The organism is Spongorhabdus nitratireducens, from assembly GCA_947387575.1.
Classification (GTDB): Bacteria; Pseudomonadota; Gammaproteobacteria; order Pseudomonadales; family Endozoicomonadaceae; genus CANDOC01.
Genome location: CANDOC010000013.1, coordinates 149,363 through 163,995, shown reverse-complemented (window position 1 = coordinate 163,995; position 14,633 = coordinate 149,363). Strand labels below are relative to the sequence as shown.

Here is a 14,633-nt window from a genome sequence, read left to right as displayed (position 1 = left end):
AAAATTTAAAAGTAGTCATTCAGATGCTTTAACGGGTTTTGTATGCTTATCAAAAAAAGCGATCATTTTCTGGTAAAGCTCACGACGGTTTTCTTTCTTAACAAAACCGTGACCTTCATCTTCCTTAGTCAGCCACTCATAGTCTTTACCGGCTTTATCCAGAGCTGCTTTCAATACTTGGGCATGCTCAAAAGGTGCACGCTCATCAGCTTCACCATGCACAATAAACAGGTCTGCCTTGATCTTGTTAACCTGCTTTGCAGGAGAAAATGCAGTGAGTTTATCCTGATCTTTTCCCAGTACTTTCTTCAAATAGTTAAGACCCATCCAGTAACTCTGGATATCACCTTCCTGAAACATCAGCTCCAGATCGTAAATACCAACATACCCCACTGCACACTGGTAAAGGTCGGGCTCTTTCACCACACTCATCAGTGAGGCATAACCACCATAGGAACCGCCGTAAATACAGACCCTGCTTTCATCTGCAATACCTTGCGATATGGCCCATTGAGTGGCGTCGGTCATATCGTCAATCATCTTGCCGCCCCATTCGCCATAACCCAGACGCTCAAACCGGGCACCATAACCACCACTGCCACGGAAGTTGACTTTCAAAACGGCATACCCACGACTGGCCAGCAATTGCACCTCAGGATCATAAGTCCAGGTATCTCTTGGACCATGGGGGCCACCATGGGGGATCACTATCATTGGCAGGTTTTGTTGCTGACCGACAGGCAGAGTAAGGTATCCAAACAGCTCTTCACCATCTCTTGCTTTCAACTTGAAAGCCTCGGTAACAGCCAGCTCCTTTGACTCCAGCTTCGGTGCCGTCGAAAAGATTTGTGCCAGTGTCTGTTTTTCGGCATTAAAGAGATAATAGGTACCAGGATCTTTTTCAGAACGGACATGCAAAATAGCTTCTTTGCGATCCCTGGTTGCACTGGTCACCATAATTTCCGAATAGGGAAAACTCTTTTGCAGCACGGAATACCAGCGACCAACCTGACTTTGTTCATCCAGCACTACAACCTTGCTGTAATCCGGAGTGATATGAACGGCTTCAGGCGTATCCTGCCAATATTCGACATACTCTATATCAACCCGGGGATGGCGATAGACAAGATCCCACTGGCCGGACTCAACATCAAAACTGAATAATCCGTTGGTATCTGCAGTTTCATCGCCATGCTTGCGGGATGATGTCAGATACACCTTTTTATTATCATCTGAAAATCCAATCAGCGAGATATCAGCACTGGTTTCTTCTGACTTTTTCAACAGTTCCCAGTCGCTGTTATTATCTTTGCGGTAGTGCAACAGTTGAAAGTTCTTCTCTCCCTCAACCAACTTTCCTGTAGCAAAACGAACCTGACCATTACTGTCAGCCAGCAGACCACCGTATCTTGCCGGAGACTTCGCTACTTTCCTTCTTTTACCGGTATAAACATTCAACTTGTATGCTGTAACACGGTTGGAAGAGTTTAAACTCAACGCAGTAGACGCTACCAAAATATGTTTAGGATCATCCTTCAGCCAGGACAACACAGACATCAAACCATCTGTTGAGCGTCCATGCTCAGACTGATAGCCAAAAATATACTTTTTACGACTGCCATCCGCATTCATGGCAAACACATTGCCAAAATCACGTGGCGTATCCAGACTGCCAGTACTTTTCAGAACATGAGCAACGATACGTTCATCATTTACCCAGAAAGTCTTGCCTGGCTGAGAGCGGCCACTAAAGTTAATGACCCCTGTCACTTGCATAGACTTCCGGTTAATCACTACAACTTTATTTTTACCTTGCTCTCGAACGGTGGCAGAAAAGTATTTACCTGTCGGAGATATTTTTATATTTCGATACTTACCCCATGTCACAAAGTCATCAATAGATGGCTGCTTTGCATTCAGGGAAAAGCACACACTGCTGAGCAACATTGCAATCAGGACGGCAATGCTTTTATGCATCTAACTTCCTTTCTTCTTTATTGTTGTTATTCGTTGTTTAAAGCAGAAAATCCTCCCTCCCACTCGGGTATGCGCCCGAATGGCAGTACGAGGGAGGGAGGATGAAAACGGTTTTACAAATTCGATATCAATCGTAATAAACAAACAGGGAGCCGAAGCTCCCTGTTTGATATGATCAGCTGCTGGCCAGATCCTGCTCCAGGAAACTGATCCAGGTACCCGCCTGACTCTTGCCGCCCGGCATCTTGGCTGCAGTACGCATCAGCTCAAGTGCCTTACGAGTGTTGCCCTGCTGGTAGTGAGCCATTGCTGTCAGGAACAGCAGTTCACCACGGTGCTTCTCGGTCATATCTTCAGCTGGATCTGCCGCCAGCTTCAGAAGTTCGTCAAAGCGTTCAGCCTGAGCCAGCATACGTGCCAGCTTGATCTGCAACTCAGGCTTTTTATCCAGTTCAAGGGCTGAATTAAAGGCTGCAATTGCACGGTCAGATTCCTTGGCATGTGACCAGAAATTTGCCAGCTTTTTATAGTTGGCATAATTCTTTTCCACCACACCACGGTCCATACCTTCCTGATAGGCCATTCCCGCCTGATATGGTACCTGCCTGAAGGTCAGGAAGTTGGCCAGCTGGGTATAGTCTGCTTCCTTGTTATACAAACCATGCCGATATGCTGCCCGCAATGCAGACAGTGCTGCTGCATCTTTCTTGATGGACATATTCATGCCCGAAAGCTGCAACCAGTACTGTTTTTTCTGCGGTGCAATCATCACCAGTGTTTCCAGCACTTTTATAGCCTGGGGAATGTCCTGCAACTCATAATGAGCCGCCAGAAGCAATGTATACCAGGCTTCCTGTGGCTTATCTGTCGCGGCAATCGCTTTCTTCGCCGGCTCAATTACATCCCTCCACTGTTCCAGACGGGAGTAACCGTTAGCCAGCATAATCCAGGCCCTGGCCGGAACAGCTACACCTTCTTCAAGGTTAGCTATCCACTGCTTCAAGGTAGCGATACCATCTTTATACTCGCCACGCATCATTTGCAGCTGAGCAAGGTTATAGCGCACTTGCTGCGCTGCCGGACGATGCAATGCATCATCCGCCAGTGACAGTTTGAAGTGTTTCAGAGCCTTATCAAAGTTGTCCTGGTTGGCATAAACAACACCCAGCATCTGGTGCACAGCCGCCCGGTCAAACTTTTTGCTACCTACTTTCGACAATACATGCTCAAGACTTTCTCTGGCACCGACATAATCGTCTTCCGCCATCTGTTCCTGAGCTTTCTGGACATACTTATAGGTAATCTTCCGCAGCTCCGGAGCTTTTTCCGGGGCCTTGGCACTGACCGGCTGGGTCAGTGCGGCACTCAAACCGAGAACCAGCAATGACAGCGCGGCTTTCTTTTTAAACGTTCGCTTCATTCCGTTCATGGTTTACTCCAGTACAAACTCGTAAGGCTGTTCCTGAACTCTGGCAACAGGCTTACCGTCCTCCATCGCTGGCTTAAATTTCCATTTAGCTGCAGCTTTTTTAACAGCCTTCGCGAAGCCATATCCTCTGGGCTTTTCCTGAAGTATCTTGATATCAGTTACCCGTCCCTGAGGTGTAACTGTATATCTAAACAGGACGAAGCCTTCAATCCCACGCTTGAGCGCTTTCCTCGGGTGTTGCACGGCAAACTTGTTCAAAGGAACAGGTCCACCGGATGCAGCCACACCGCTGGAAGCAAATGATCCAGCTCCATCACCTACTGCCAGATCCAGATCAACATCCATTTTCGGAATGTCCATCTTCACCTGTTCGATAACCGGCTTGTCCACCTGCTGGGAAATTTTCATTTCCGGCGGGGGTGGCGGCTTCTTCGGTGTCGGCTTGGGAATTTCCCGCTTCTTCTCTTTTACGGTCTCAGGCCGCTGCAACCGGATAAACTCACTGATACGGGTATCATCCGCTTTCGCCAGTTCATGCCGGTTGTTGTTCACCAGGCCGTTCATAATTCCGAACAGACCCAGTGCTACAGCAAAACCCAGACCCAGTGATATCAAATAACGCATGGGCCCTCCGGCTTTACTCGTTTTTGGCGGAGATCGAGATACTGTAAACCCCGGCCAGTCTTACCTGGTCCATGACCTCAACCACGATTCCGGACTTGGCTTCCTTATCCGCCTGGATAACGACCGCACCTTCCGGGTTTTCAGCCTTCAGTCGCTCAACGTTGGCCCGTACCGCACCGACTTCTACCCGGCGCTTGTCGATCCAGACTGCTCCGGTGTCACTGACGGCAATCATGATATTGCCTTTCTTGACGACCTGGGCAGAGTTGGCGGTCGGCCGGTTTACATCGATACCGGCTTCTTTAATAAACGACGTTGTTACGATGAAGAAGATGAGCATGATGAACACGATGTCGAGCATCGGGGTCATATCTATGCCAGCATCTTCCTGTGCGCCGTTGCTATAGCGTCTTCTCATTTTTTATTCCTCCCATTCCCGTACTGCCGGAATGAGTATCCTGTTCCTGTGAGCCGCCGGGCTCTTTATATCGAACATGAACCACTTGTCAGTTCATATTTTTGCCGGCGGCCTGCTCGATTGCTGCGGCTCAGTGCTTGAGCGAATCTGCGATCTGGTGAGTAGCGCGGTCAGCACGCTTTTCCAGCAGCGCGCTGAAGTACAGTCCTGACAGTGCTGCAACCATGCCCGCCATGGTCGGGATGGTGGCCTTGGAGATACCGGATGCCATCGCCCGCGGGCTTCCGGTTCCGGTTACGGCCAGCACGTCAAATACCTGCACCATGCCCACTACGGTGCCCAATAGCCCCAGCAGGGGGCAAAGGGCGATCAATGTCTTGATCATGGGCAGTCCGCGTTTCACGCTGAGGGAGATCTCGGAGATCATCGCCAGGCGAATTTTTTTCGCGGTCCAGGACAGTTTGTCCTCGCGGCTTTCCCAGTCAGCAACAGTCTGCTTGAACAGCTTCGGGTACTCGGTAAAGAAGAACAGATAGCGTTCAAATACCAGCACCCACAGCAGAAACGTCAGCACAAACAGCATCATCAGCACGTCGCCACCCACACCGAGGAAACGACGAATGGATTCAAGCTCTTCCAGTAACCAGAGCATATGTACTCCTTACGCTGGCTGCGCTTCCTTTTGGCTGGCAGAAGCTGTCACCTTCTGAACAACCTCACGAGCGCCTTTGTTCAGATCATTTTCCTGGTGCTTGGCAATAAAGCCGGCACTCTGCTCTTCCAGCACCTGAATCAGGCTGCGGCTCTTGCTTTGAACCAGGCTGTGAGCGAACAGGGTCGGAATAGCAACAACCAGACCCAGCATGGTAGTTACCAGCGCTTCGGAGATACCGTTAGCCATCAGCTTCGGATCACCGGTACCGAACAGGGTAATAGCCTGGAAGGTTGCGATCATACCGACAACGGTACCCAGCAGACCCAGCAGCGGTGCTACAGATGCGATCAGTTTGATGAAGCCCACGCCCCGTTCGATAGACGGCGCTGCTTTCATGATGATCTCGTCGAGCTTCAGCTCCAGGGTTTCCAGATCAGCTTTACGGTTATCCTGATAGGCTTTCATGATGTCGCCCAGCGGATTACCTTTGATGATCTCTTCAGTCTTCTGCTGCTTGCGGATACCCAGACCGATGCGGGTCAGGTTGAGGTAGAAGCCTAATGCCAGCAGAATACCCAGGACACCCAGGCCCAGAATTACATAGCCGACATAACCACCCTGATTGATTCGCTCAAGAACACTTGGGCTCTGAACCAACAAGGACAAGATCTGACCACGAGAAGGGTCGAGGTAGAAAGGTACGTAACCTTCCTGAGCCGCTTCCAGGCCTGCTACATCAGACAAGGTTGAAGAATCCGGTTGACGGGACAGTTCCTGGAACTTGCCAACGGCCGGGGAGTAGTTCAGGTACTTGCCATCCGCAATGGCGTTAAAGGTACCAACCCGAATGATGTTCTTTTCTGCTTCATTACCTTCGCCGTAAACAACGGTGGCAGGCATTTCAACAACACGGCCGGACTCGACCATTTCCTGCAGGACTTCGTGCCAGAACTGTTCCAGCTTGGCAGTAGTCGGCAGTTTCTTACTCTCGGCCATCTCTGCCATAAATGCAGTACGCTCAGGGTACTGGGCAGTAATCATGGATGCCTGGAATACACCACGGTTGTCGCCTGCAAACTGGCGTACAACACCGAACAGCTCTTTCAGTTCGCCGGAACGAATATCGAGGGTGTTATTAACCTCTTTCAGTGACTGTTCGTTGGTATCTGACTGCTTGAGCAGCTTGTCGCTGAGACGTTCCTGGGCTTTCAGTTCAGCCTTGGCATCGGCCAGCAGTTGACGCTGGTTATTACGGTCAGACAGGAAACGGGACTCACGTGCCTTGTTTTCACGGCTCTCAGTGACACCATCTGCCTTGATTTGCTGCAGCAGACCTTGCAGTGCAGTCAGACCCTGTTCTTCAGCAGCGACCGGCAGGGCAGCGCCCATGGCAACAGTCAGACCCAGTGCAGTCGCCAGCGGCTTGACTGCAGACTTTAAGGAGTGAAGGTACTTCATTATTATGCATCCTCCGCTGCACGAACCGGCAGTTTGATCAGGTTATGCGGTGCCTGCTTGCGGGCAATCTTCAGGCCCTGGCTGACGCCGGCACGGTAGCTTTCCGGCAGTACTTCCCACTGACGGGTCTGCTTGTTCCACTGACCGGTTTCAGCACCGTCCAGGGATTGATACAGCAGGGCTACACGACCAATACGGAGGAAGTTGTAGGTGCGGGTTTCATCGCCCTCACCCAGACTGGCTTCATAGGCCTCAATGGTACGCCCGAAGTCATTTTCAATCTGGTAAGACTCGAGAATCTTGCGGTATTTTTCAGAGGTCGTAACGTTGGGGCTATCCATAGTCGCACGCAGGCGCTCGACACGTTCACGACGTTCTTTCAGCTGGAACGGTACATCCAGTTCAACGAACTGATCCAGGCCATCCACCATTTTCAACATCAGCGGAGTGATTTCGATATTGGTCTGATCCAGGGTCTTGATCTGGGCCAGCATGGAGTCAATTTCTGCCTGCTGGGCATTAACCACTTTCTGCAGCTGACGGTTGTAGACTTTCAGTGCTTCAACCTGACGGATCACTGCCTTGTACTCACCCAGCAGTTCGCGGGTGGTGTCGGACAGCTTATCAACCTTCACCTGGGATACCTGGGAGGCTTTATCAATTTTCTGTTGAGCTTGCAAAGCGCTGTTCAGAGGATCATCTGCGGCAAAAGCCGGCGCCATCAGTGAAGCCGAGATTGCGGCGCTCAGTGCGAGCCGACCACACAGGCCTCGTACCTTTTGGGTATTTGTTTTTATATATTTCATGGACTGCCATTTCCCATGATGATTGACTGTAATCATTGTTGTTATAGAGACATGAACACGGCCGAAGCCGTGTTCATTCAGAACCAGAGTCAGATGTAATTAGAAGCTCTGGGTGTAGCTGGCGTAGAGGGTACGACCTTTCCAGTCGTAGTTAGCCAGCTGGTCCTGACTACGCAGGGAATCGGTCGGCAGCGGTGCATCGCGGTCGAACAGGTTGCGGGCACCTACCTTCACAACACCTTCCCATGGCAGGGATACCTGATAGTTCAGGTCCCAACTGGTCCAGCTGGAAACTTCTTTCTCACCGGACTTGCCCTTGTTGTAGGTGTAACCGGCTACGTGACGAGGACCAAAGTTAACCTTGTGCATGCCGTCGTTGGAGATCCAGCCGAGGTCAGCATTTACACGGTACTCAGGGAATGCATCGTTACCGATATTGCCGCCAACAATATCTTTTTCCGGACCCTTGTAGTATGCAGGCTGCTTGTACTCAAGGACATAGCTACCGTTTACTGCGTAAGTCAGAGTACCGAATGGCATCTCGTGGTTGTAATCAGCTTTCAGGTCGATACCGGAAGTGCTCAGAGTACCCTGGTTGATCGGCTTGATGGTTACTGCGGTGATTTCACCGTTCGCATCACGGGTAATCAGACCATCAGTACCTTTGCCTGCTACTTCAGCGTCGATCAGTTCCTGCAGAGTAGGCGTGTTAACAACATCAGTTACTTCAATGTTGTAGTAGTCGATACCCAGGTTCAGGTCTTCAATCGGGGTGTAAACAACACCGAAGTTAAAGGATTCCGATTTTTCAGCCTTCAGGTCCTTGTTGGAAGCGTGGACAGTGTCATATTGTCGATCATACTTTTTGTTTCCGTCACAGGCAGTAATACTATCCCTAGCACACTTAACGTAGTCAACCGCGTAATCTGCAGAGTTGGCGTTTGCTTGATACAGGGAAGTCAGACCCGGGGCACGAAAGCCCTTAGCGAAGGAGCTACGCAGTACCAGATTATCCAGTGGCTGAACACGGACAGAAGCCTTCGGGCTTACCGCACTGCCAAAGTCATCGTACTTGTCGTAACGGGCAGCCAGGTTCAGCTCAACCATATCGTGCAGAGGAATCAGAGTTTCAACAAAGAATGCCTTCTGCTTGCGGTCACCGCCACTGCTGTTACCGGAAGAACCAATTACATTATCTGCTGCAGACTGAGCATCGTATTTGTCTTTATAGTCCTGACGGGAGAATTCAGTACCAACATACCAGCTGAGGGTATTACCAAACAGCTCACCAAAGTCAAACTGCACACCACCGCTGATATCAGCGTAGGACACTTCAATATCACGGGAGGTGTCGTAGGACATTTGTCTTGTTGCTTCGTCAGAGAACTCGCCGGTTGCCGGATCAAAACCACCGTACTTACCTTCGTTCAGAGCTTCTTCTGCAACATTTCGCAGAACGTAACCGGTACCCTTTTCATCACTCAGGGCCTTGGAGTAACGTACTGCCAGGTTCCAGTCCACATCACCGACAAAAGAAGTTTCTACAGAGCCGTTCAGCGCACTGGTAAAGATTGCACTCAGGTCCTTAACTTCATTATCACGGGTGCCTACCTTATTAAAGCGGTAGAACATGGTGGCATCCTTGTCGGCGTCAAAGCCATTGGCTGCCAGAATAGGAGCACCGCCAACAGTACCCTGCTTGACAGTGAAGAAACCTGCAGCAGGCGCATACTGACCGAAGCTGCGGTTCAGACCGATAACAGCCTCGTTGCTCCATTCAATATCATTGGTCAGGGAGTAGTTGGAGCTGATAACAAACTGGTCACGCTTGGATTCAGCTGTTTCAGCCTTGGCATTAGCGTAGTTATACATACATTCGCCGCCGGAAGGTACCAGCAGACCACTACAATCAACACCCGCCAGTGCTTTACGGTCAGTTTTTACTCCCCCCACATAGCCCTGAATATTACGGCCATAAATACTCAGACCAGAACTTGAAGGCTTGTAGTCGCGAGAGTAAATGATGTCTTTTTCATCATGCTCAAATGAGAACAGGATATTGCCCCTCTCATTTGAGGTACCGCCAGTGATAGAGAAGTTGGCTTCATCACCACCCTTGAGCTTCGGATTTGCAGTACCAACTTCTACAGTAATACCTTCAAAATCCTTCTTCAGCATGATGTTTACAACACCACCAATCGCATCAGAACCATAAACAGCAGATGCACCGTCAGCCAGAATCTCGATGCTTTCTACAGCAGCTGCCGGAATAGCATTGATGTTAACCGCACCGTCACCCCGGGCACCGGCCTGTGGCATACGCTTGCCATTCAACAGTACCAGAGTACGGCTGGCACCCAGACCACGCATATTGATAAAGGCGTTACTCTGCCAGGAGGAACCTGAACGCTCGGAGTAAGAACCGAAGGAGTTGTAGGTGGAGTTACGCAGCACGTCCGCAACAGTCAACTGACCACTACGCTCGATATCTTCACGGGAGATAACAGTAACAGGGGTGGCACCTTCAACGTCCACGCGGGAGATGCGGGAACCGGTTACCTGAATTTTTTCCAGCTTTTCTACTTCTTCAGCCACGGCGATATTAGAACCAGCCGAGACCCCCAAAGCAACGACAACCGCCGTGCTAAGCGCTGTTCTCTTAAACATCTTGTTTTTATTCCTGTCTATCACTTGTAGTGTTTATTGTTGGCCAGCGAGTATTGTTATTACTTTGCTGTACTTCGCCATATCAGGCTTCAAGGGCGGAATATATATGCAGGGGGTTAGAATTTTTATTATCAAAAAGACAATCAAACTCTATTTGATCAAATTGGGTTTATTTTTTTAATTAAAGTACAAACCCGATTTAAACACTTCCTTTATACAACCGCAGACCAGCGTTTTATCTGGTCAAACCCTCAATCCCGAAGAGATCTCTCTCCTGAATATCGGGCGCCGTTTATTATAGTTTTACGGCTATGTCACACTACAGAAACAGCAACAAATCTGTAATCAGAAGCAGGTAAGCTAGTGCCTACAGGGCTGTTTCAAATTCATGACGACCCGAATGTAAATCAAGTCCTTACAAAAAAGCAACATTACGCAGAAGAAAATAGGTATTAACCACAACCAAAAATATTCTGCTTTTGCTTCGCGACAATGGTTTTTTATTGCGCATAAAACGTTTGGCACGGACAAAATCTGCAAAAAAAGCAATTTTCCGTTTTTTATCACTTTTTTGAAACCTGGCACTCAACATCAAACCACGTTAAACGAAACAGTGAGCGTACAATTCACAAACCAAAGGCAGACGGGCAGGACATGCTTTAAATATGAAATATTGCACCATGGTCTAACAAATCATCAAAACAGGATTGCTACCAGCAAACCAGCTTTAAAACAGTTTCAATGAGCGACTGCTTGCTGATTACCGTAGATAAAATCACTCCATATAAGCAGATGTTCTGGTCTCTGGATTGCTTCCATGAAATTTCCTGGCAGACAAAATTCGCCAGCCTCACAAGCAGGCTCCGTTTTACTATCAAAACCACCAGCCTGACTTTTGCTACGACCCACTACTTTTAATAATGTCAGTTTGAGCCCAAGAGCAATATGAATGCTCAATGGTTGGAGTATCATGTCCTTCATTCACACTAAATAAATATTTATTCAATAGATGATGATTTTTATTTAACACTAAAGATCAATATTTTTTACTGCTTTCTTAACTATTTCTGGATAAACAGCATAATCCTGCATATATACCCATTCACAGATATTGATTCTTAATTGCCATCTATCTGAAATACACTGGATCCCCCCCCACAGGCTCAACTTCAATCAATACATCAACAACACCGAAAGCAAATCAATTATTTGTGCAAAATTTTTATCATCCTTGCATATATCAGCTCCTTGATGTGAATGAATAACTGCCACAGATCGTTCTCAATGCGCCAAATTTATCGAAAAAAACAAAAATAAAGAAAAAATATTCAAACAAACCACCAAAGACAGCAATAACACCAAACATATCGTAAATAACAAACTCTTTAACATTGCCTGCTAATCAGGTATACATGCCTGCAGTCTGTCTTCTAAACACATTGCTTTTTACAACGTTTTTCTCAGAAACACCCGGAACACGGACCAGGTTTCTGAAGCCTTTACTGCTGTAATGAAGCCTTCTTTATATTTTTATCGCTTCACATTCAGACAGTATTCAAAAACAACAATTTGCATTTGGATAAAGATGAGTCGTAAATCAATCGGAAAAGCTTCCATGCTACTTTCTGCAGCCCTGCTTTTAGGTGGCTGCACCCAACAGGCTATCCAGCCTACTCCGCTTTCAGCCCAGACCAGCAAACTTGCTGAAGCAACCCGGACGGCCTTGCCATCAGTTGCAATCAACTATAAAAAGTTTCAGCTCGATAACGGCCTCACTGTCATTGTCCACGAAGATCACAAGGCACCGGTTGTTGCAGTAAATGTCTGGTACAAGGTCGGCTCCAAGGATGAACCTTTTGGCAAGACCGGCTTTGCTCATTTGTTTGAGCATCTGATGTTTAACGGCTCGGAAAACTTTGATCAGGACTTCTTTGTTCCTTTCCTGAGTGCCGGTGCTACCGATATGAACGGCACCACCAATAATGACCGCACCAACTACTTTGCAACGGTTCCGACTCAGGCGCTGGATATGGCGCTGTGGATGGAATCCGACCGGATGGGCCACTTTATTAATGCGGTGACCCAGGAAAAGCTCGATATCCAGCGCGGTGTGGTTCAGAACGAAAAACGTCAGGGTGAGAACAGGCCTTATGGCAAGTCCTGGTCACAGATGGCAGAAGATACATTCCCGGCAGGTCACCCCTATTCTTGGTCGGTTATTGGATCCATGGCCGATCTGGATGCTGCCAGCCTCGATGATGTAAAAGACTGGTTCAAAACCTACTACGGACCTTCCAATGCAGTGCTGGTTTTAGCTGGCGATATTGACGAAAAAACTGCGCGCGAAAAAGTCTCCAAGTACTTTGCTGATATCGAGCCCGGACCGGCACTGAGTAAACCTGAAGCCTGGATTGCCAAACGCACAGGTGAAAAGCGTCGCATTATGCAGGACCACGTACCCCAACCGCAGCTGACCCTGAGCTGGAATGTGCCCCAGCTGGGTACTTCAGAACTGGTTGAACTGGAAGTGCTGGCTTCTATCCTGGGCGATGGCAAAAGCTCTCGCCTATACAAACGTCTGGTAGAACAGGAACAACTGGCTACAGAAGTGTCCGCCTTTGCTTACGGGCGTCAGCTGGCGGGTCAGTTTATGATCTCTGCGGATACCAAACCTGATGCTGATCTGAAACGGGTAGAAGCCATTATCCGGGAAGAACTGCAGCGCGTTATCGACGAGGGTATTGAGCCGGCAGAGGTGGCACGCACCCGCTTCAGCGGCATGGCTCAGCTTATCCGTGAAACCGAGCGTGTCGGCGGTTTTGGTGGCAAGTCGGATATTCTCGCCAGTGGCGAGGTTTATCATAATAATCCAGGCCACTATCAAACGTATATTCAGCAACTGGAAGCCCTGACACCAGCCTCGGTTCAGGCGACAGCGAGTGAGTGGCTGAATGATGGTGTCTATGTTCAAACCACCGTGCCTTTCCCTGAATATAAGGCTGGCCTTGCAGGTGCTGACCGTAGCAAGCTTCCGGAAGTGAATGGCTCCCCCGAGCTGAACCTGCCGGCAATCGAAAAAGTACAACTGGCAAACGGTATCAATGTAGTACTGGCTTCACGCTCGAATACACCGCTGATTTCATTCCAGTTACAGTTCAATGGCGGTCTTTCTAGCCATGGTGCCTACGGCTCCGGTATTCCGGCCTTTACCCTTGAAATGCTTGAAGAGGGTAGTAATAACCTCAAAGGTTCAGAACTGGAGCAGGCGCTGGACAGCCTCGGTACCGAGTTATCTACCAACACCAGCCGAGATCTGTCTTCTATTTATGGCAGCGCCCTGAGCACCAACCTCAAGCCAAGCCTTGAGCTGCTGGCCGATATGGTTACCAATCCGGCCTTTAATGCTGAATCAGTGGAACAACTGAAAACCCGACGCCTGCAGCAACTGGAGCAAGAGAATGCTACGCCTCGCTCGCTGATCAGACGTCAACTGCCAGAGGTTCTGTATAGCAAAGCCGATCACCCCTATGCCACCCCGGGAACCGGTACCGGTGATGCCGAAACCCTGAAGACGATCAATGCTGATACAGTAAAAGGCTACTACAACGACTGGTTCCGGCCGGACAATGCAACCCTGATCGTTGTTGGTGATACCACTATGGAACAGTTGCTGCCCATGCTGAAAGCCAGCTTCGGTAACTGGAAAGCACCTCAAACCACCCTTCCAGCACTGAAGTTCCCGGATATTGCCCAGCCATCCAAACCCCGGGTATACCTGCTGAATCAGCCTGCAGCCCAACAATCTACGATTGCTGTAGCCCAACTGCTGCCGCCAACCTCCGGAGACGACCTGAATGAAGAGCTTTCATTCCAGGTATTCAACGACTTGCTAGGTGGTGAGTTCACTTCCCGCATCAATATGAATCTACGGGAAGAAAAGCGCTGGACCTATGGCGCCCGCTCCTACAGTGCCGATGCCAGAGGCCAGCGCCCGTTTGTGATCAGTACTTCTGTTCAGACAGATAAAACCGGCCCTGCACTGGATGAAATTCGCAAGGAACTGCAACAGGTGTTTGCCAGCAATCCGGCCCAACCGGAAGAAGTTGCCAAATATCGGGGTAATCGCCAGAAAGAACAGGCTGGACGCTATGAGACCAACGACAGTCTACTGAGTGCTATCAGCAGGGTTGTTACCTACAAACTGCCGGAAAACTATTTGCAGCAATACGGCGAGCTGTTGCAGACCGTCGACACCCGTACGGTAAGACAGGCTGCTGACACCCTGATTGATCCCGATACCATGGCATGGATTATCGTCGGAGACCTGAACAAGGTTGAGGCTGAGATCCGGGCTCTTGGTCTGGGTGAAGTAGAAGTCATTAATCCTGAAGGTTGACGACAATTTAAACCCATATTCGGGAATAAGTGACGAAAACATCACAAATCAGTAGAATCCGCAAACTTGCAATAAAAATTTGCACCCGATCTTGAAACTGTCTGGTGCAAATGGCTACTGAAGACCGATGTCGTGAAGCCTTCGGCCGATTCTTACCAAGGAAAACCTGTATCAGGGAAAACCGGTCGGAGAGCTTCAAAAAT

The 14,633-nt window shown here is 49.1% G+C and carries 10 protein-coding genes; 1 reads left to right on the top strand and 9 read right to left on the bottom strand.

Annotated elements, in window-relative coordinates; genetic code table 11:
• Positions 1–15: 15 nt before the first annotated feature.
• The 9 genes from ACYZZ0_RS20995 to ACYZZ0_RS20955 form a co-directional block, all read right to left on the bottom strand.
• Positions 16–1,977, bottom strand: a complete 1,962-nt coding sequence (locus tag ACYZZ0_RS20995) for an alpha/beta hydrolase family protein (RefSeq protein ID WP_461538624.1) — start codon at positions 1,975–1,977, stop codon at positions 16–18.
• Positions 1,978–2,152: 175 nt separating this feature from the next.
• Positions 2,153–3,406, bottom strand: coding sequence for a tetratricopeptide repeat protein (locus tag ACYZZ0_RS20990; RefSeq protein WP_461538623.1), 1,254 nt, complete (start codon positions 3,404–3,406; stop codon positions 2,153–2,155).
• A 3-nt stretch (positions 3,407–3,409) separates the two neighbouring features.
• Positions 3,410–4,030, bottom strand: a complete 621-nt coding sequence (locus ACYZZ0_RS20985) for a TonB family protein (protein WP_461538622.1) — start codon at positions 4,028–4,030, stop codon at positions 3,410–3,412.
• A 13-nt stretch (positions 4,031–4,043) separates the two neighbouring features.
• Positions 4,044–4,448, bottom strand: coding sequence for an ExbD/TolR family protein (locus ACYZZ0_RS20980; RefSeq protein WP_461538621.1), 405 nt, complete (start codon positions 4,446–4,448; stop codon positions 4,044–4,046).
• A 130-nt stretch (positions 4,449–4,578) separates the two neighbouring features.
• Entirely contained in the window at positions 4,579–5,100 is a 522-nt protein-coding gene (locus tag ACYZZ0_RS20975) for a MotA/TolQ/ExbB proton channel family protein (protein WP_461538620.1), read from the bottom strand.
• Between the two features lie 9 nt (positions 5,101–5,109).
• Positions 5,110–6,561 (bottom strand): MotA/TolQ/ExbB proton channel family protein, encoded by a 1,452-nt coding sequence (locus tag ACYZZ0_RS20970; protein ID WP_461538619.1) that lies wholly within the window; start codon positions 6,559–6,561, stop codon positions 5,110–5,112.
• Positions 6,562–6,563: 2 nt separating this feature from the next.
• Positions 6,564–7,367, bottom strand: coding sequence for a DUF3450 domain-containing protein (locus ACYZZ0_RS20965; RefSeq protein WP_461538618.1), 804 nt, complete (start codon positions 7,365–7,367; stop codon positions 6,564–6,566).
• Between the two features lie 99 nt (positions 7,368–7,466).
• On the bottom strand, positions 7,467–10,034 hold the full coding sequence (locus ACYZZ0_RS20960; protein ID WP_461538617.1) for a TonB-dependent receptor plug domain-containing protein: 2,568 nt from the start codon (positions 10,032–10,034) through the stop codon (positions 7,467–7,469).
• A 738-nt stretch (positions 10,035–10,772) separates the two neighbouring features.
• Entirely contained in the window at positions 10,773–10,991 is a 219-nt protein-coding gene (locus tag ACYZZ0_RS20955; RefSeq protein WP_461538616.1) for a hypothetical protein, read from the bottom strand.
• A 628-nt stretch (positions 10,992–11,619) separates the two neighbouring features.
• Between ACYZZ0_RS20955 and ACYZZ0_RS20950 the strand changes: the two genes are divergently transcribed.
• Positions 11,620–14,430, top strand: a complete 2,811-nt coding sequence (locus tag ACYZZ0_RS20950) for a M16 family metallopeptidase (RefSeq protein WP_461538615.1) — start codon at positions 11,620–11,622, stop codon at positions 14,428–14,430.
• Positions 14,431–14,633: the final 203 nt, after the last annotated feature.